Source organism: Sphingomonas sp. dw_22 (assembly GCF_018449795.1).
Taxonomy (GTDB): Bacteria; Pseudomonadota; Alphaproteobacteria; order Sphingomonadales; family Sphingomonadaceae; genus Sphingomonas.
On the sequence record NZ_JAAVVE010000004.1, the window covers coordinates 53,582 to 72,184 of the forward strand.

An 18,603-nucleotide genomic window follows, 5' to 3' on the forward strand; every position below is an offset into this window, starting at 1 on the left:
AACGGCGCTATGCACGGCACGGAACTCGCGGAACTTTCCATTTTCCTGGCGGTGGCGCGCTTCAGGAGCTTCAAGCAGGCGGCGGTGGAGCGAGGTGTCGCCGCATCGGCGATCAGCCATGCAATCCGCAACCTTGAGGAGCGGGTCGGCGTCCGGCTTTTCCATCGGACGACGCGCAGCGTCTCGCTCACCGAGGCGGGCGAGCGTTTTCTCTCGGAACTGCAGCCCGCCTTCGGTCAGATCGAACAGGCGCTGGACAGTCTGAATTCCTTTCGGGGCACGCCGTTCGGAACAGTGCGGATCAATATTCCGAACTCCATCGCCCCCTTCGTTCTGCACGATGTGATGGGACCGCTGATCAAGCAGAACCCTGGCCTGCACCTCGACATCGTGGCGACGGATCGTCTGGTCGACATCGTCGAGGACGGCTTCGATGCGGGCATTCGCTTTGGCGAGCGATTGATGCAGGACATGATCGCCGTCCATATCAAGCCGGCGCTTCGCTTCGCGGTCGTCGGCTCGCCGGAATATCTGGACGGCCGCAGCCTGCCCGCGAAACCAGCCGATCTTCGAGAGCATAGCTGCATTCGATACCGCTACCCCAGTGGCGCCATCTACAACTGGCAGTTCGAGAAGGACGGAGAGGCGATCGATGTCGAGGTGGACGGTCCCGTCACCCTCGACGATCAGGAATTGATGGTGGAGGCTGCCCTCCAGGGGTGCGGCCTCGCCTATGTCTGGGACAATCGCGTGATGCAGCATGTGGCGAGCGGCGCGCTTGTTCGTTGCCTGGACGACTGGTGTGCGCCCGATAACGGACTGTTTCTTTATTATCCAAGCCGCCGCTATCTTTCCGCCGGGCTCCGCGCGGTGATTGACATGTTGAAGGCCTGAGCGGCGCAGGCGTGTTTCCCGGCTAGGGCGTCTATTCGGCATAGACTACTAATCCGACCGACACCGCCAGCCCGGCGCGCTCGCGAATATCGGCCGCCTCCTTCGGTGAGAATCCGCCGCACAGCTCGATGATCTCAACGCCGTCCTCGACAAGCCGATCGACTGCCGCCAGGGCACCGCTTTGCGACGACACGCCAATGATGCGCGTCCGAAATGCAGGCGATTCCAGGATCGCATGATGCGTCGCCATCTCGTACGCGGGCGCCTTGATCACGAAGGCGTACTGGGTCTGCGGCACGGCGTCCTACTCCTTACAGGTCGACTTGGAATTGCTTCCAGCGAACCATGCGATTGCGTAGATCGATGGTCGTGCCGTCGATGGAAAAGGTTCCGTCGCCATTGTGATGCAATGTCCGGCGTTCCTTTCGCGAGTCATTGACCGTGATGGTCTTCACGCTGAGGACGAAGAGACTGTAGCGGTCGACCATCGTGTCATCGGCCACGACGCATTCGATGTTCGCGAGGCATTCGGCGATGGATGGCGGACGCACCGATCGGGACGGAATTGCGGTGAGGTGAAAGCGCGCGAACTTGTCGGCGTCCGCACCCGAGCAGTTTCCGATATCCACGACCTTGGAAGCCAGGTCCGCGCCCGGTATCGAAATGACGCATTCCCCGGTTTCGCGCAGCGCCGTGAAGCTATGGTCCCACGGCCCGATCACGCACCCGATCAACGGCGGATCGTGCTGGATCACCATATGGAAACCCATGGTCATGAGATTGGGTCGCGCCTGATCGCCGGTCGCGACCAGGACAATCGGCCCGGCCTCCAGCAGCCGATAGGCCTTGTTGCCAGAGACCTCTCTCATTGCAGGCGCTTTCATCGGAACTTTTGCACCTCGCTGGTTCTGGATATTGCGCTTCCGTTCAGGGCAGATTGAACGCATCCGGGTTCAGCACGCGCCTGCCGACCTTCACGACGAGGGGGCCATCAGCCTCGGAGGAATCGCGAACGGCGTGCCATTCGGTGTCAGCGTAGAACGCGGCCCATTTCGATGCCATGTCCTGCTCGGACTCGAACTTCAGGACATAGACCAGCTCGTTAATCGTATCCGTGCCGAACTGGGTCAGGGACATGAACACTACGTCCATGCCGTGCTTCCTGAAAATGCGCAGCGAGTCATCGTTGAACCGCTTGACCATCGCGGGCATCTTGCCGGGGACAGTCGTGTATTCCCTGAGTTCGTAAATCATCATATCTGTCCTGCTGAAGCCCATCCTCAAGATGGGCGAGCGGACGGCGCCACGGTCACCCGCAGCGCCGCGCGCCGTCAGAGGTTGACCATCGACAGCTCATTGTCGCGATAGCGCTGACCTTCTACCTTGTTGCCTTCGACCGCAGCCTCAATCGCGGCGAGATCGGCCTCGTTGAGGTCGAGGTCGGCAGCGCCGATATTCTCCTCCAGCCGAGACAGCTTGCGCGTGCCGGGGATCGGAACGATCCAGGGCTTGCGGGCGAGAAGCCACGCGAGCGCGAGCTGGCCCGGCGTCGCGCCCTTCGGTCCGGCGATCGCCTTCAGCGTTTCCACCAGCGCGGCGTTCTTCTGCAACGCCTCCGCCGTGAACCGCGGATTGCCGGCCCGGAAATCATCGGCGGCGAACTGCGTGCCGGCACTGAACGCGCCGGTGAGGAAACCCCGCCCGAGTGGGCTATAGGGCACGAAACCGATGCCAAGCTCTTCCAGCGTCGGGAGGACTTCGGCCTCCGGATCACGGGTCCACAGCGAATATTCGCTTTGGACCACCGTCACCGGCTGGACCGCGTGCGCGCGGCGGATGGTCGACGCGCTCGCCTCCGACAGACCGAAATGGCCGACCTTGCCGGCCTTGATCAGGTCGGCGACCGCGCCGGCCACATCCTCGATCGGCACCTCAGGATCGACGCGATGCTGATAGAAGATGTCGATATGGTCCGTCCGCAGGCGCTTCAGCGAAACGTCCGCGACCTCCTTGATGTGCTCGGGTCGGCTGTCCAGGCCGATCGGCCAGGCACCGCCATTGGGATCAAGCTTCCAGCCGAACTTGGTGGCGATGACGACCTTGTCGCGCACGGGCTCCAGCCCCTCGCCCAGCAGTTCCTCATTGGCGAGCGGACCATAGACTTCGGCCGTGTCGAAGAAGGTGAGGCCAAGATCCACCGCGTCGCGCAACAGCTTGATCATCTCACCGCGATCGCCCGGCGCGCCATATGCCCAGCTCATGCCCATGCAGCCGAGACCCAGCGCGGAAACCTCGAGACCCGATTTGCCGAGAATTCTCTTCTTCATGATATGCTCCTTTGATCAGGGCGGAATTCGCTCAGGGCTGGATCGCCTTTGAAATGAAATCCTCGAATTCCGGTCCGAAGGGCGGCCGGAGGAGATCGACGGCCGCCACGCCGGCCGCGCCGGGGGCCTGGCGATAGATGGCGCGCGCGTGGCTGAAGGTGCGGAAGCCTTCGATGCCGTGATAGGCGCCCATGCCGGAGTCACCGATCCCGCTGAAAGGCAGATCCTCGCAGAACACATGCGCCATCACGTCGTTGATGGTCACGCCTCCGGAGGCTGTTCCGTCCAGCACCTTGCGCGCCGTCTCGTCATCCTCGCCGAAATAATAGAGCGCGAGCGGGCGCGGGCCGGACCGTATCTGCCGGGTCACATCCTCAAGGTCGTCATAGGGGAGGATCGGAAGCAGCGGCCCGAATATCTCCTCCTGCATGACGGCCATTTCCAGCGTGACATTCAGCAGCAGGGTAGGGGGGAAGCGGCGGCCGTTGCCGGAGGCGCTCGGTGCAAGCGCCTGGACGATCTCCGCGCCCTTGGCGCGGGCGTCGTCGACGAGTGCCGTGAGCCGCTGAAAATGGCGGTCGCTAATGATCGAGCTGTAGCGAGGCGAGTCTACGCCCTCCGGGAACATCTTGCCGCAATCCTCGACGCAGGCGTCCGCGAACGCCCGCTCCGTGCCCGCTGGCACGAACACATAATCGGGCGAGAGGCAGATCTGGCCGGCATTGCGGGCCTTGACCGTCATGATCCGTCTTGCCGCTTCGGCAAGGTCGAACTGCCTGGTCACGATCACCGGCGATTTCCCGCCAAGCTCCAGGGTGACGGGCGTCAGGTTGCTCGCCGCGGCGCGCATCACATGCTTCGCGACAGCCGTGGAGCCGGTGAAGATCAGATGATCGAACGGCGCCTCCGAGAAGATCGCACCCCTGCCTTCGCCGCCCAGCACGGTGCTGACTTCGTCCGGCGAGAAGGATTCGCTGATCAGCGCCGAAAGCAGATCCGAAAACCGCGGCGTGAATTCCGAGGGCTTCAGGATCGCGCGATTGCCGGCCGCCAGGATCCCGGCCAACGGGCTGAGGAGAAGAGTGATCGGATAGTTCCACGGCCCGATGACCCCGACCACGCCAAGCGGCGTATATTCAACCCTTGCCTCGCCGCCCGGCGTGATCGAGTGCCGCGCCTTGGGCTGCATCCAGGTCGGAACATTCTCTGCCGCGAATTTCAGTGCCGACGCGGCCGCCAGTATGTCGACGAGCGTTTCCTCGCGGGCGCGATTGCCGAAATCGTCGGAGATCGCCGTTACGAGCCGATCCTTGTTCTGGGCAAGGAGCGAAACGACGCGCCGGATGCGATCGACACGGATCTGCGCGCCGGGAAAGCCGTCGGCTTCATAAGCCGCGCGCTGCGCCGCCACGATGGAATTGAGTTCGCTTCGGAATTGGTCGAGATCGCTCACGGTCACCGTCTCTCTCCTCAAAGAATGGGAACAGCCCCCTGCGTCGGCTATTTTCTGGACGCCGCGGGCCGAAGGTCGTCGCCTCCGATCCAGGGCCGGTGCCCGCCGATCGTGTAGGCACCGTCGACAAGGATGTTTTGCCCCGTCACGAACGATGCGGCGTCAGAGCAGAGGAACACGGCAACTTCCGCGACCTCGCTTGCCTCGCCGAGCCTGCGGGCGGGCGTGTGATCGGTGATGGGACGCTGCGTGATCTCATCCATGAACCGCCGGGTCATCGCGGTCTCGATCACGCCGGGATTGACGTTGTTCACGCGGATGCGCTCGCCCGCCGTCTCGACGGCGAGCGCTCGCGCCATGCTGTCGAGCGCCGCCTTGCTGGCGGAATAGATGGACGAGCCTGGCAGCGCGCCATGGGCAAGCCAGGACGAGGTGTTGACGATCGCGCCGCCATGTCCCTGCCGCTGCATCTGCACGATCTCCGCCCGGCAGCACAGCCACACGCCACGGAGGTTCACGTTCATCGTGGCATCGAAATCCGCCGGGCTGAGTTCGCCGATCGGACCCCATGCGCCTTCGGTGCCCGCGTTGTTGAAAGCCGCGTCCAACCGGCCAAAATGCGATACCGTCCGCTCGATCAGCGCGGCCACCTGATCCGGGTCCGACACATCCGTGGGCACCGCCAGCGCGAAGCCGCCATCCTTCTCGATCTCGGCCACCACGGAGGCCAGTTCCTCCGAACGGCGACCAGCTACGACGACCTTCGCGCCACGTCGGGCGAAGAGGTGGGCGGCCGCCCGGCCGATGCCGCTGCCGCCACCCGTCACTAGGGCGACCTTACCGGCGAAATCCTGAGCCATTTGCGTCTCCTTTTCGCATGGCTGGCGTCCTGGGCGGCGCTGCTGCCGCGACGACGCTGTCGCCTGCGAAACGGATTGTCCGGGGCGGCATCATGCGATCTGGCGGACAGTTAGGATTGCCGTTCCTTGATGACAAAAGGCCATTTCAGTATGCGGTGATGAATAGAATAGGATAATCATGCCGCCACCGACCCTCCCGCATCTCGTGACCTTTCTGGCCGTCGCCAGGCTGCTGAGCTTTCAGAAGGCGTCCAGCGACCTGAACCTTTCCACCTCCGCCGTGAGCCACGCGATCCGGACGCTGGAGGAGCGTCTCGGCGTGAGCCTGTTCAATCGGACCACCCGCAGCGTCGCGTTGACGGAGGCGGGCGAGCATCTTCTTGGCCGCCTTGAGCCGCTGCTCAGCGATGTGGGCAGCGTGGTCGATGAGATGAATCTGTTCCGGGATCGGCCCTCGGGTCGTTTGCGGATCAACACGTCGCGTTACGCGGCGCATTTGGTGGTCGTGCCCCTGATGGCGCGCTTTCTCGCCGCATTTCCCGACATCACGCTCGACATCGTCGACGACAACGGAATCGTGGACATCGTGGGGGCCGGGTTCGACGCTGGAATCCGCTTCCTGGAAAGCGTGCCGGAAGACATGGTTGTCGTTCCGCTGGGCAGGGATTGCCGGTTCGCGGCGGTCGCCACGCCGTCCTGGCTGGATGCCAATGGGCCATTGCTGCATCCGAATGATCTGCTTCCCCATGAATGCGTCCGCTATCGCTTTCCAAGCGGCCGCATTTTCCGTTGGGAGTTCGAGAAGGAGGGCCAGCGGATCGATCTCGACGTCAGGGGGCGGGTGTCGGTCGGCGATCAGGATCTGGCCCTGGCCGCGGCAATCGACGGCATAGGGCCGGCATTCATCTTTGAGGACGTGGCGCAGGACGCCATTGCTTCGGGCAGACTGGTTCGCGTGCTGGAAGATTGGTGTCCGCGATTTACGGGACCGGTGCTTTACTATCCGCAACAGCGCCGGGTTTCTTCGGCGCTCCGCACCTTCATCGCCATGGCTCTGGGCCAGGTGTGATCTCGATGCCTGGCCCCGAGCCTCGCATTATCCGATCTGCCTCAACACCTCGTCCCGTTATTTCCTTTTGATCCGGGGCTGGTGTGATCGCATAAGTTGCGCACCCTTCACGGTGCGAGGAAACTATCCGCGCGCGCGATTACACTCTGTTCCTGTAAATTCTGAGCCAAAATCGTGGATGGATAGGTCAAGGAGGAAGTAATGCCAGACCATAAAGTGGCTATTGTCACGGGCGCATCGCGTGGAATAGGGGCGGCGGTGGCCGAACGTCTCGCCAGCGACGGCTTTACCGTGGCTATCAACTATGCCGGTGGCGCTCCCGAAGCGGAGGCGTTGGCGGCCAGGATCGTCGGCGCCGGCGGCATGGCGCTGACGGTGCAGGCCGACGTCAGCGATCCGGCGGCAGTGCTGCGCATGTGGGACAAGGTTGAAGGCGAAGCGGGCGGCGTCGACGTGCTAGTGAACAACGCCGGCATCATGAAGCTGGCGAAGATCGCCGATGGCGATGACGCGCTGATCGACAGTCAGATCGCCATCAACCTGAAGGGCAGCCTCTATATGATGCGCGAGGCGGCCAAGCGTCTGCGTGACGGCGGCCGGATCATCAACTTCTCGACCAGCGTGGTCGGCCTCAAGCTCGAGACCTACGGCGTCTATGCCGCCACCAAGGCTGCGATCGAACTGCTGACCGGCGTCCTGTCCAGGGAGCTGCGCGGCCGGAGCATCACCGTCAATGCGGTTGCACCGGGGCCAACGGCCACCGCGCTTTTCCTGAATGGCAAGTCTCCCGAGCTTATCGAGCATATGTCGAAGATGAATCCGCTGGAGCGGCTCGGCACGCCCGAGGACATCGCGAACGCGGTGGCCTTTCTGGCCGGTCCCGATGGCGGCTGGATCAACGGCCAGGTTCTGCGCGCCAACGGCGGCATGGTCTGAACCGCAGGCAGATAACGTCAACTCCCTTTTGGGAAGGAGCGCGTTTCATGAGCAACAAGATCATCCTCGTCACTGGCTCGTCCAGCGGGTTCGGCCGGCTGACTGCCGAAGCCCTGGGCCGTGCCGGCCACACCGTCTATGCCTCGATGCGCGACGTTGCCGGCCGTAACGCCAGCAATGCCGCCGAGCTGTCGGCCATCGGCGGCAGCGACATCCGTCCGGTCGAACTCGATGTGCAGTCCGAGCCGTCGGTCAACGCCGCGGTCGAGAAGATCATCGCCGAGGGCGGCCGGATCGATGTCGTCGTCCACAATGCCGGGCACATGATGTTCGGCCCCGCCGAGGCTTTCACCCCCGAGCAGTTCGCCCAGCAGTATGACGTGAACGTGCTCGGCACGCAGCGCGTCAATCGCGCGGTGCTGCCGCATATGCGCGGCCGTCGCGAGGGTCTGCTGGTGTGGGTGTCCAGCTCCAGCTCGGCCGGTGGCACGCCGCCCTATCTGTCGCCTTATTTCGCGGCAAAGGCGGCGATGGATTCGCTGGCGGTCCTCTATGCTCGGGAGCTTTCCCGCTGGGGCATCGAGACGACGATCGTGGTCCCCGGCGCCTTCACCAAGGGCACCAACCACTTCGCCCACTCCGGCCGCCCGGCCGACGAAGCGCGTCTCGCCGAATATGAGGCCGGCCCCTACGCAGGGTTCGGCGAGCAGGTGCAGAAGGCATTTGCCGAGATCGTCCCCGATGACGCCGATCCCGCGCCGGTCGCCGAGATGATCGCGGAAGTGGTCGACACGCCGTTCGGCGAGCGCCCGTTCCGGATTCACTATGATCCGACCGAGGACGGCGCCAATGTCGGCTTCGCCGTGCTCGACCGCCTTCGTGCCGAGATGCTCCATCGTGTGGGGCTTGGCGATCTGCTCAAGCCGCGCATGGTGCGACCGGACTAACAGCCGCCGCTCGCGAGCTGTCCTTGGGAAGTTATGTGTTCGAACTTTCCAAAAATGGAAAACAGTTGCCCAATATCTTCTGTTTTATTCCGAATGTGGAGGCATCAAATTCCGAGCGGGACGAGAAGCTGCGGGTGATCGTCACCGCCAAAAAAGGAGAAGTCTCATGAGCAGGCAGCAGCACGAGGAAGTCGCCAGAATCTGGTTCGCGGCCCTGGGCCGGGGCGATACCGAGACGATGTCGAAGATCAGCACGGACGACCTTACCTGGTGGATCGTGCCGGGCAACAAATTCTCCGGCACCCACACCAAGGCTCAGTTCCTCGGCAATCTTGCGATGCTGTTCGAGAATGCCGCCGGTCCCCTGACGCTCGAATTCCGGGAGATCACCGGTGAGGGCGATCGGCTGTCGATCGTCGCGAAGGGCGATCTGCCGATGAAGGATGGCCGCCGTTATCAGAGCAACTATCATTTCCTGCTCCACTTCCGCGACGGCAAGCTCGCGAGCGGCAAGGAGTTTCTGGACACGCTGCACGTCAACGAGATCTTCGAGGCGCCCGACGACGGCAATTCGAACGTCGCGACCCTGAAGCATTATCTCGACGCTCTCCACCATGGCGACAAGAACACCATGGCAAGCATGTTGGCCGAGGACGCACGCTACTGGATACTGCCGGGCACGACCTTCTCCGGCACCTATGACAAGCCCAGCTTCCTGACGCTGGTGGACAAGCTCGTCGAAGCCCAGTCCGCTCCGCTGGATCTCCAGATTGACGAGATCACGGCGCAGGGTGATCGGGTGGCGATCGTCGTGCGCGGCCACATGCCCCTGAAGGCCGGCGGCAGCTACGACAACATCTACCATTGGCTCTTCACCTTCCGCGACGGCCTGATCGTCGATGTGAAGGAGTTTTTCGACACCATGGCTGTCCGCACGGCCTTCGGCGCTCCCGAGGAACGCGAAGCGGCATGATGTTCGCGGGATAGCCCGGCATGGACCCAAGCCTCAGCTCGCCTGGGAGCCGGGCCGTCCCCAAACCAACTCGATCGACGCGGAACGGCGCACGGCATCGATGCCGGCCCGTTCAATGGAGGCAATCATGAAGTACAAGACACTCGGCAATACGGGCCTGCTGGTTTCCCAGCTTTGCCTCGGAACGATGACGTTCAGTGGCGGCACCGGCGTCTACAAGCATATCGGCAATGTCGGTCAGGCGGGCGCCGACGAGCTGGTGAAGGCCAGCATCGATGCCGGGATCAACTTCTTCGACACCGCGGATGTCTATTCGGACGGCGAGAGCGAGGAAACGCTCGGCCAGTCGTTCCGGAACCTGGGCATCGCTCGCAAGGATTATGTGCTTGCCACCAAGGCGTACAGCCGCATGGGGCAAGGCCGCAACAATGTCGGCGCCTCGCGTGGCCACATCATGGATGCGATCGACGCAAGCCTGCGTCGCCTCCAGACCGATCACATCGATCTCTACCAGATCCATGCGACGGACACGCTGACGCCGACCGAAGAGACGCTGCGCGCGCTCGATGACCTCGTCCGCCAGGGCAAGGTTCGCTACATTGGCGTTTCCAACTGGCAGGCATGGCGCATCGCGACAGCGCTCGGCATTTCGGCGCGCCTCAATCTGGCCCGCTTCGAGACGTTGCAGGCCTATTATTCGATCGCCGGACGGGATCTGGAACGGGAACTTGGCCCGCTCCTCGACGCGGAAAAGATGGGACTGCTTGTCTGGAGCCCGCTCGCGGGCGGTCTTCTCTCCGGCAAGTTCAGCCGCGACAACCAGTCGCCCGAAGGCTCCCGCCGCTCGGAATTCGACTTCCCGATCGTCGACAAGGAGCGCGCGTGGAATGTCATCGACGTTTTGCGCCTGATCGCGGAGGCGCACGGTTGCAGCCCGGCGCGGATCGCGCTTGCCTGGCTCCTCTCGAAGCCGGTCGTGACCTCGGTGATCGTCGGCGCCAAGCGGCTGAGCCAGCTTGAGGACAATATCGCCGCCATCGATATCACGCTGAGCGAGGAAGAAATCCGCAAGCTCGATGCGGTCAGCGAGCTGCCTCCGGAATATCCCGGCTGGATGCTTGCCACCCAGGGCGCGGACCGTCTGGGACCTGTCGATCTGTGGGCCGACAAGACGGCTTCCTCTTGATCGAGCGCTCCCCGCCGGCGAGGACATCATGCGCCACTTCCTGCTCTTCTATGAATACGGCCCCGACTTTGAGGTCCGCCGTGCGGAGGTCCGCGAACAGCATCTCGCGCGGGCCTGGGCTGCCAGCGCGCGTGGTGAACTCGTCCTCGCCGGCGCGCTTGCCGATCCTTTCGACACGGGCGTCCTGCTCTTCAGGGCGGATAGCGCCGTGACCGCGGAGGAATTCGCCCAGTCAGACCCTTACGTGACCAACGGCCTAGTGACGGCGTGGCGCGTGCGGGAATGGATCACCGCGGTCGGTGAAGAGGCGGCATCGCCCGTGGGCAAGCCAGCTGACACCAGGGAGAACAACGATGAGTAAGCGACTGGAAGGAAAGATCGCCGTTGTCACCGGCTCGGCCAAAGGGCTTGGGGCGGCGATCGCGCGACGTTTCGGCGCCGAAGGCGCATCGGTGGTGGTGAACTATGCAACGAGCGAAGCGGAAGCTGAAAAGGTCGTCCGCGATATCGTCGAGGCCGGAAGCCGGGCCGTGGCCATCAAGGGGAACATGCGCGACCCCGCCGAGGTCGAGCAGCTTTTCGCGGAGGCGAACCGGGCGTTTGGCCGCATCGATATCCTGGTGAACAACGCCGGACTCTATGATTTCCAGCCACTGGAGAACATCTCGATCGAGCTGTTCCGCAAGCATATGGAACTGAACGTTTTCGGCTACCTGCTCGCCGTCAAGGAGGCAGTGAAGTACATGCCAGACGGCGGCAGCATCGTGAACATGAGCTCGACGATCACGATGTTCGGCGCGCCGAACTCCTCCGTCTATGCAGCGAGCAAGGGGGCGATCGACGGCCTGACCCGATCGCTTTCCAATGAACTCGCGCCGCGCAAGATCCGGGTCAACGCGATCAAGCCGGGCGTCGTCGACACCGAAGGCGTCCAGGCCGGCGGCTTTCTCCAGACCGACTTTGGACCGAATATCATCGCGCAGACGCCGCTGCGCCGGCTGGGCGTGCCGGACGATATCACGCCTGCTGCCGTCTATCTGGCGTCCGATGAATCAAGCTGGACCACCGGCGAGTTCTTCGTGCTCGCCGGCGGGCATCGCTGATCCGCCGGAGAAGGCCGCGAGCGCACAGGAGATTCAGGATGGCTGAAGTCAGCGAAAAGACCCCCGGCGAGGTGGTCAACCATTATCTCGAAACCTTCTTCAAGAAGGATGTCGACAAGACGCTCGAGTGCCTGACCGACGATGTCGTCTGGAAGGTCCAGGGCGCCGCCGATGTGCCGACCGTCGGCGGTACGTCGCGGCAAGGAAGAGGTCAGGGCGTGGATGGCGCTCTTTCCGCTCAATTTCCAGCCTCTCGACTTCCAGATCGAGCGCACGTTCGAGAATGGCGATCAGGTCGTGCTCACAGGGCATTTCACCCATCGCATTCTCAGCACCGGCCGGGAGTTTAGCAGCGACTTCGCGGCCATCTGCTCCGTCCGGGACGGCAAGGTGAGCGCGTATAATTTCATCGAGGATTCCTACGCTCTCTGGCGCTCGTTCCAGCCTGAATGATCGTCGGCTCAATCCACCTGCGGCGCGAAACTGCGCCTCTTCGTCAATAGCATACCAAGGAAGATACCATGATCGAGCCGACAACCCTGAAGTCGCAGATCGACGGATTTGAGTTCACGGCCCTGCGCGCATCGCCGGAAACGACGCGCAAGGGGGGCGTGATCGTCCTTCAGGAGGTATTCGGTCTCGATGAGGCTGTCCGGCAGGATGTCGCCCGCTGGGCCTGCCTTGGTTTCGAGGTCATTGCACCTTCGCTGTTTGACCGACAGGAACGAGGATTCGTCGCCGGCCATAATGCCGAGGGCCTGGAGATCGGGCTGCGCTATGCGGCGGAGAACGGCGACGATAATCCGATTTCCGATGTGCAGGCCTGTATCGATGCGCTGAAGGACAGCGGGCCGGTCTTCCTTGTCGGCTATTGCTATGGCGGCACCATCACGTGGCGCGCCGCCGCACGGACGAATGGCCTCGCGGCGGCGTCGAGCTATTATGGCGCAGGCGTTGCCGCCTCGGCGGAGATGGCTTTGGGATGCCCCGTCATCTGCCATTTCGGCGCCAGGGATCCGTATATCCCGGTTGCCGCGAGCATTGCCGCCATCACTGCGGCACATCCCGACGTGCCGGTCTATGCGTATGAAAATTCCGGACACGGATTCAATAACGAAGGCCCTGACGCCGATCCGGCCGATGTGCGCCTGGCCCGGGAACGGACATTGAAATTCTTCGAGGACAATGCGGGCCGCGACTGAGACGACCCGCGCCAACCAACGACATCGACGTCCGCACTCCAGGCATGTTCGCGATGCTGCGCGGGCGAGACATTCACCATCGAACGGAGGTTACCCATGCACATGCACGACTGGAACACATATCGCCAGCAACTGTTCGCGGGCGTCGGCGAACTCGGCAAGCTGAGCCCGGACACGGTGCGCGGCTATATGGCCCTTGGCGGAGCAGGCGAGAAGACCGGCCATCTCGATGCCAAGACCCGCGAACTGATCGCGCTGGCCGTCGCCATCTCGCTACGCTGCGATGGCTGCATCACCGTCCATACCGATGCGGCGCGGAAGCTCGGGGTCACGCGGGAGGAAATCGCCGAAGCGCTCGGCGTCGCCATCAGCGTCAATGCCGGCGCCGCCCTTGTCTATTCCACCCGCACGCTGGATGCGTTTGCCGCGGCCGAAGGTGCCTGAGGATTTCGGGCAGCGGACAACATGATCGCATGTCCGCTGTCCGGCACGTTTCAGCGGCCATCGATCAACGGGCCAGGTCGGGGTTCGCCTTCACCTGATCGGCGAGAAAATCGCCGACCGCCTGAATGCGGGCGGACGCGATCAGGTCTGCGTGCGTTACCAGCCAGACTTCGTTGCTGAACATCTGATCGGCAGGGACCATACTGATGAAGTCCTCGCCGGCGGCGAGGAAATCGGGGATCACGGCCAGCCCGAGCCCGGCCCGGACGGCAGCGATCTGGGTGGGCAAGCTGGTCGTAGCCAATGCGATCCGGCAATCGGGATACTCCCGCTCAAGCCATGCCGCCGCCGGCAGATGGGCATGGCTCTCATCCCAGGTGATGAAGTGCCGTCCCCCCAGGGGCTCGCCTTCGATGACCGGGTGCTGCTCGATATAGGCGCGGCTTCCGTAGACCGAGTAGGTCATGTGCCCCACGCGTCTGACCTTCAGGTTTCCGCGCGTTGGCCGCACGACGCGAAGGGCTATATCGGCCTCGCGCCGCCCAAGTTCCGCCGCGACCGTGCTGGTGATGATCTCGAGGCAGATGTGCGGATATCGTGCCCGGAAAGCCGGCATGGCAGGGATGATCAGGTCGGTTGCGAGACTGTCGGATGTGGCGAGCCGCACGGTTCCGGCCGGCGCCTTGTCGAGACCTGTAGCGCCGCGTTCCAGCGCCAGGATGCTGTCCTCGACGGCTTGGGCATGCCGCAGGACTTCGCGCCCGGCATCGGTGAGGAAATAGCCCGTCTGGTGACGTGCGAAGAGCGTCATTCCCAAACTTGCTTCGAATTCGGAAATGCGCCGGCTGACCGTGGACTGGCTGACCCGCAAATCGGCGGAGGTCCGAGTTAGGCTTCCGCTTCGGGCAACTCCTAAAAAATACCGGAGATCATTCCAATCCACGACGTGCTTTCCATTTTCGAGTCTACGCCCTGCAATATCTTCCATTGGGTTCCATCAACAGATCGGCCCTGTCTTCGGCCCAACTCTATTGACGCGGCGCCAGGCTCCCGGGCCGGTCCCCTCTATGCGGTTGAAGGCGCGATTCAGTGCCGCGTCCGTCTCATATCCCACGCGCCGGGCCACATCCGAGGTGGCAATCCCTTGCTGCAGCAGAAGCTTCGCGCGGTAGATACGCCAGCGAGTCAGATACTCGACAGGCGTTTCTCCCAGCACGTTCTTGAACGTCACCGCAAAGCTGGAGCGAGACATTCCCGCGTGCCGCGCGAGTTCGGCAATCGTCCAGGGAGACGCGATGTCAGCGTGCAAGGCACCAAGCGCGCGGGAAACGCGCGCGTCGCGCAATCCTGCCAGCCAGCCGGGCGCTTGGCCTCCTTCTGTATCGCACCACGCGCGAAGTGCCTGCACAAAAAGCGCGTTGACCAGATGTCTGACGACAAGGCCAGCGCCCATGCCATCCAATTTGGTTTCAAGGCCGACCAGTTCGAGGGTCGTCCGCATCAAGGGGCCGCGTACTTCAGCAGACTTCAGCAGCGAGATTGCGGGCAGGAGGGACAGAAGCGGTTCGGCCGCGGCAGCGTCGAAGTGGAATCGACCGGACACCAGTTCCGTGACCGCGCCGTTGCCGCCATATTCATGCGTGAGGCCGTTGATTGTCGAGAATACCGTCTCGCAGGGAACGATCTCCACGCCGGGCTCGCTTACCATCGTAAAGCCGGCGCCACCCTTGATGATCAGGCAATCGCCCGCTTCGACCCATATGGGCTCCGGAAAGCCGTCGGCCAGAAGCCAGGATGCACCGCTGCCGACCACGATCAGGCGCGCCTCGTCGCCCGTCGTGAATGCCACTCCCCAAGGCTCGCGGAAGCGAAGATGCGCGAAGAGCGCATTCTCCACCTGCATCGATGTCAGCATGTCCCCGAGGATGTCCATGCAGCTTTGCTATTGGACGATCCGATAACAATCAATTCAATCGGATGGGCCATTGCCCGGAAAGTCGCGGAGATGCCTCGTCGCTAACCGATCAGATCAGCGTAGAGGGCCTTGGGGTCCAGCGACAGGGCGCTCTTGATCCGTCGTGTCATGTCGTCGGCGAGCACTTCCCAGTCGCCCGCTTCGATTGCATCCAGCGCGGCGTTCGCAACGTTTGCGGGATCATTCTTGGGCATGTCGATGCCCCTCATCATGTCGGTGTCGGTCGCGCCGAGTTGCACGCCCACGACAAGCGTATTTTGCTTCGCGAGCTCAAGGCGGATGCTGTTGGTGAGACTCCACGCCGCCGCCTTCGCGGCCGAATATGCTTCCGCGCCGGGATAGCTGAACCAGGACGTCAGCGAGAGCATGTTGACGATGGCGCCGCCGCCATTGTGCGCCAGAATGGGCGAGAAGGCCCGCACCATTCCGAGAAGCCCGAAGAAATGCGTGTCCATCTCCAGCCGGATCAAATCCAGGTCGCCGAACATCAGGCTCTGGTTCGTGGCGATGCCGGCGTTGTTGATGAGAATCGTCGTATCGCCGGCGATCGCCGCTGCGGCCGCGATCTGCGCCGGATTCGTTATATCGAGCGCGATATGCTCTGCGCCTTCGATGTCGAGCGCCTCGGGATTGCGACCGGTCGCATAAACCTTGCGGGCGCCGCGTTCGATCAGTGCGCGGACATATGCCTTGCCGATCCCCCGGTTAGCACCGGTGACCAGAGCGACGCTTCCTTCTATCTTCACTGGCATAATTCCCGTTCGAGCCCTTACCCATCGGGGGCTGCGGGCTCCAGTGCTAGACCAACCAACCCGTGCGCGTCAGGATTTGCCGTCCGTCTATTTTATTGGATCGTCCAAATTTCTGTTGGATCAGCCATACGCCGCCGGACCTGATCAGGATGGGATCTTATACCACGAGCGCGTACGAAAGACGCTCGAACTCCGCCAGATCCCGCATGACATAGGCGTCGAGGAAGGGCGTCACCTGGGTCATAAATACTCCGGCCAGATCATTCGTCGGGTCGAGCCAGAAATGGGTATTGAGCACACCGCCCCAGAAAGCGCTGCCAACCGCACGACGCCCCGGCACTTGCTGCTCCGTTCTCGCGGCCATCAGGCTATGGGAGAGTTCGACACCGGGCATCGGGTCAAGATCGGCAGTCGCGGGGGCAAAGACGGTAGACCGAGGTTCGATGCGAAGTCTCCCGATCTGGTTCTCCAACGCATCGCGGGCGGTCGTTTCGCCGAGGATGCGAACGCCGTCGAGGCTCCCTATGCCCAGCCACATTCGCAGGAAGCGCAAATAGTCCGGAGCGGTCGAATAAAGGGCATGCCCCATCCCATAGAATTCGGGAGTGGCGGGCGGATCAAGGTTCAGGACACTGGGCTCCAGTTCGCCGCTCTCCTTTCGTGCCGAGAGATCGCCCAGCCGGTCAGCGTCTGCCGCATTCAGTTCGAAGCTCGTGCTCGTCATGCCGAGCGGCTCGAAAATCTCCTCAATGCAAAAACGGTCGATGCCGCGGCCATCGATGGCGGAGACGACCATGCCGAGCCAATCGGCGCCACCCCCATATTGCCAGCGCGTGCCGGGATCGAAAGCGAGCGGATAGCCCAGCCCAGCCTTTTGACCGGAGACGATCGAAGGGATCGCATTCTCCGAGAGATATTGGCCCACCTCGCCATCCCAGAATTCATAAGCCAGACCGGAGGTGTGGGTTGCGAGATGCCGCAACCTGGCTTTCGTCCTTGGGGGGCGGCGAACCTGCCCTTCCGGTCCATTTTCAATCACCACGAGTTTGGCGAAATCAGGGAGGATCTCCTCGACGGGCGTATCCCAATCAAGCCGGCCGCGATCGGCAAGGATCAAGGCGGCAGTCGCGCCAATCGCCTTGCTCATCGAGACAATGCGGAAAATCGTGTCTTCGCCAGCCGCCATTCCGCCCGACCGCCGCGCCGGACCAGATGGGGCTTGCCGAATTGCCGAGAGCAGCAACGACATAGGGAAGGCCGCCATCGGACACCATCGCGTCCAAGGTCGCATCCAGGGATTTCAACTTTTCGGAGCGGGCGGCGTCGACCGCTTTCATTTCCACCTTCGGCATGCTGAGCAACTTTTTGGCTGGGAGCAGGATTTTGTCGTTGCGCTCTAGCGTGCCGGCCAGGCTATTCCCAGCTCATGCAGGCTCATCCCAACATGAAGCCAACTCAACATGGGGCGCTCGCGGATCGCCGTGGCGTACGCCTCACTTCCGGACAATGCATATGAGCAGATCGCCCTGACGACATCGAACTCCGGCTTTTGCGGGTGCTCGACGCGCTCCTGGAGACAAATAGCGTCAAGCAGGCGGCGGCTCTCTTGAATGTCACGCCATCGGCAATCAGCCACTCTCTGGCCGAACTGCGCCGGCGCACGTCCGACCCTCTCCTTGTGAGAAGTGGATCGCGACTCCGGCCCACGCCCCGCGCGGAGTCGATGCGGCCATTGTTGCGCGCCGGCCTGACCGACCTTCACCGCCTGATCGCGGAACCAATCGAATTCACCCCCGCGACCTCCACCCGTAGATTCTCCCTGGCCGCGCCGGAACATATTGTGGTCGGGCAATTGTCGGATGTGCTTCCCGGTCTGATCGCCGAGGCGCCGAAGGCGAGGTTCGAGCTGTCCTCGGTGTTGGCTGCCCTGCCGGAATTGCTGGATTCCGGATCGCTCGATCTGGCGCTGACCACGCTCTATGCCGACGAAACGCTGAAACTTGAGAGCGCGGTGATGCGCGCGCAGCTTTTCGCGGAGCGTTTCGTCTGCATTGGCCGACGTGACCATCCGCTGCTGAAGCACGGCCATATTGATCTCGCGGATTTTCTTAGCGCACCGCAAATTTCGATCCGGATGCCGGGCGCACGCACCAGCCCCACCGATACCGCCCTGGAGAATGTGGGGCTCGCGCGCCACGTCGCCCTCACGCTGGGGAGCGCGCATGCGGCTGCGCAATATGTCATTCACTCGGATTTGCTGGCAATGGTGCCCTTCAGCGTAGCGGCGCGTGGCGAAGCTCTTGGCTTGCTCGCGTACGTCGACCCGCCCATCGAACTTCCGCCGGTTACCGGCATATTGTGGTGGCACAACAGGCTCCATAGTGATCCGGCCCATCGCTGGTGGAGGGAGAAGGTTGGCCGCCTGCTGCAACCGATCAATTTCGGCGAGCGCCCAGCGGCGCCAACTCTCTAGCGCCAGCGC

Annotated in this window: 23 protein-coding genes; 13 read left to right on the forward strand and 10 right to left on the reverse strand. The window is 62.8% G+C overall.

Features of this window, described 5'->3' with window-relative positions; genetic code table 11:
- Positions 1–9: 9 nt before the first annotated feature.
- Positions 10–894, forward strand: coding sequence for a LysR family transcriptional regulator (locus HB724_RS02830; RefSeq protein ID WP_213979390.1), 885 nt, complete (start codon positions 10–12; stop codon positions 892–894).
- A 31-nt stretch (positions 895–925) separates the two neighbouring features.
- Here the strand turns inward: HB724_RS02830 and HB724_RS02835 are convergent, their stop codons facing one another.
- The 6 genes from HB724_RS02835 to HB724_RS02860 form a co-directional block, all read right to left on the reverse strand.
- A complete protein-coding gene (locus HB724_RS02835; RefSeq protein WP_213979391.1) occupies positions 926–1,192 on the reverse strand; it encodes a DUF6506 family protein in 267 nt (88 codons plus the stop codon).
- 13 nt (positions 1,193–1,205) lie between these two features.
- Positions 1,206–1,763 carry a flavin reductase family protein gene (locus HB724_RS02840; protein WP_213979392.1) on the reverse strand — a complete coding sequence of 186 codons (558 nt, stop codon included), beginning with the start codon at positions 1,761–1,763 and terminating at the stop codon, positions 1,206–1,208.
- A gap of 58 nt (positions 1,764–1,821) precedes the next feature.
- Positions 1,822–2,148, reverse strand: coding sequence for an NIPSNAP family protein (locus HB724_RS02845; RefSeq protein WP_213979393.1), 327 nt, complete (start codon positions 2,146–2,148; stop codon positions 1,822–1,824).
- A 77-nt stretch (positions 2,149–2,225) separates the two neighbouring features.
- Positions 2,226–3,221: an aldo/keto reductase gene (locus HB724_RS02850; protein ID WP_213979394.1), complete on the reverse strand. Its 996-nt coding sequence runs from the start codon at positions 3,219–3,221 to the stop codon at positions 2,226–2,228.
- A gap of 31 nt (positions 3,222–3,252) precedes the next feature.
- Positions 3,253–4,680 (reverse strand): aldehyde dehydrogenase family protein, encoded by a 1,428-nt coding sequence (locus HB724_RS02855; protein ID WP_213979395.1) that lies wholly within the window; start codon positions 4,678–4,680, stop codon positions 3,253–3,255.
- A gap of 41 nt (positions 4,681–4,721) precedes the next feature.
- Positions 4,722–5,534, reverse strand: a complete 813-nt coding sequence (locus HB724_RS02860; protein ID WP_213979396.1) for a glucose 1-dehydrogenase — start codon at positions 5,532–5,534, stop codon at positions 4,722–4,724.
- Positions 5,535–5,712: 178 nt separating this feature from the next.
- Between HB724_RS02860 and HB724_RS02865 the strand changes: the two genes are divergently transcribed.
- The 11 genes from HB724_RS02865 to HB724_RS02910 all read left to right on the forward strand — a co-directional run bounded on the left by HB724_RS02865 (position 5,713) and on the right by HB724_RS02910 (position 13,394).
- A complete protein-coding gene (locus HB724_RS02865; protein WP_213979397.1) occupies positions 5,713–6,603 on the forward strand; it encodes a LysR family transcriptional regulator in 891 nt (296 codons plus the stop codon).
- A 201-nt stretch (positions 6,604–6,804) separates the two neighbouring features.
- On the forward strand, positions 6,805–7,539 hold the full coding sequence (locus tag HB724_RS02870) for an SDR family oxidoreductase (RefSeq protein ID WP_213979398.1): 735 nt from the start codon (positions 6,805–6,807) through the stop codon (positions 7,537–7,539).
- 47 nt (positions 7,540–7,586) lie between these two features.
- On the forward strand, positions 7,587–8,486 hold the full coding sequence (locus HB724_RS02875) for an SDR family oxidoreductase (RefSeq protein ID WP_213979399.1): 900 nt from the start codon (positions 7,587–7,589) through the stop codon (positions 8,484–8,486).
- Positions 8,487–8,521: 35 nt separating this feature from the next.
- Entirely contained in the window at positions 8,522–8,656 is a 135-nt protein-coding gene (locus tag HB724_RS20365) for a hypothetical protein (RefSeq protein WP_256731285.1), read from the forward strand.
- Positions 8,653–9,459, forward strand: coding sequence for a nuclear transport factor 2 family protein (locus HB724_RS02880; RefSeq protein WP_213979400.1), 807 nt, complete (start codon positions 8,653–8,655; stop codon positions 9,457–9,459). The genes HB724_RS20365 and HB724_RS02880 overlap by 4 nt, the downstream gene beginning before the upstream one ends.
- Before the next feature lie 127 nt (positions 9,460–9,586).
- Positions 9,587–10,645, forward strand: a complete 1,059-nt coding sequence (locus HB724_RS02885) for an aldo/keto reductase (protein WP_213979401.1) — start codon at positions 9,587–9,589, stop codon at positions 10,643–10,645.
- 28 nt (positions 10,646–10,673) lie between these two features.
- Positions 10,674–11,006, forward strand: a complete 333-nt coding sequence (locus HB724_RS02890) for a YciI-like protein (RefSeq protein WP_213979402.1) — start codon at positions 10,674–10,676, stop codon at positions 11,004–11,006.
- Positions 10,945–11,748 (forward strand): glucose 1-dehydrogenase, encoded by an 804-nt coding sequence (locus HB724_RS02895; RefSeq protein WP_213979403.1) that lies wholly within the window; start codon positions 10,945–10,947, stop codon positions 11,746–11,748. Before HB724_RS02890 ends, HB724_RS02895 begins: the two co-directional genes overlap by 62 nt.
- Positions 11,749–11,919: 171 nt before the next feature.
- Positions 11,920–12,201 (forward strand): nuclear transport factor 2 family protein, encoded by a 282-nt coding sequence (locus HB724_RS02900; protein WP_213979404.1) that lies wholly within the window; start codon positions 11,920–11,922, stop codon positions 12,199–12,201.
- A gap of 68 nt (positions 12,202–12,269) precedes the next feature.
- The gene (locus HB724_RS02905) at positions 12,270–12,950 is read left to right on the forward strand and encodes a dienelactone hydrolase family protein (protein WP_213979405.1); all 681 of its coding nucleotides are present in this window, start codon (positions 12,270–12,272) and stop codon (positions 12,948–12,950) included.
- A 96-nt stretch (positions 12,951–13,046) separates the two neighbouring features.
- Entirely contained in the window at positions 13,047–13,394 is a 348-nt protein-coding gene (locus HB724_RS02910; protein ID WP_346344654.1) for a carboxymuconolactone decarboxylase family protein, read from the forward strand.
- A gap of 64 nt (positions 13,395–13,458) precedes the next feature.
- Here HB724_RS02910 and HB724_RS02915 read toward each other — a convergent pair whose 3' ends face one another.
- The 4 genes from HB724_RS02915 to HB724_RS02930 all read right to left on the reverse strand — a co-directional run bounded on the left by HB724_RS02915 (position 13,459) and on the right by HB724_RS02930 (position 17,370).
- Complete coding sequence (locus HB724_RS02915; protein WP_213979406.1) at positions 13,459–14,382, reverse strand: LysR family transcriptional regulator; 924 nt, start codon at positions 14,380–14,382, stop codon at positions 13,459–13,461.
- 9 nt (positions 14,383–14,391) lie between these two features.
- Complete coding sequence (locus tag HB724_RS02920; protein WP_213979407.1) at positions 14,392–15,327, reverse strand: AraC family transcriptional regulator; 936 nt, start codon at positions 15,325–15,327, stop codon at positions 14,392–14,394.
- Positions 15,328–15,410: 83 nt separating this feature from the next.
- Positions 15,411–16,115: an SDR family oxidoreductase gene (locus HB724_RS02925; RefSeq protein ID WP_213979408.1), complete on the reverse strand. Its 705-nt coding sequence runs from the start codon at positions 16,113–16,115 to the stop codon at positions 15,411–15,413.
- A gap of 163 nt (positions 16,116–16,278) precedes the next feature.
- On the reverse strand, positions 16,279–17,370 hold the full coding sequence (locus HB724_RS02930; RefSeq protein WP_213979409.1) for a serine hydrolase domain-containing protein: 1,092 nt from the start codon (positions 17,368–17,370) through the stop codon (positions 16,279–16,281).
- 300 nt (positions 17,371–17,670) lie between these two features.
- Between HB724_RS02930 and HB724_RS02935 the strand changes: the two genes are divergently transcribed.
- Complete coding sequence (locus tag HB724_RS02935; protein WP_213979410.1) at positions 17,671–18,594, forward strand: LysR family transcriptional regulator; 924 nt, start codon at positions 17,671–17,673, stop codon at positions 18,592–18,594.
- Positions 18,595–18,603 lie beyond the last annotated feature (9 nt).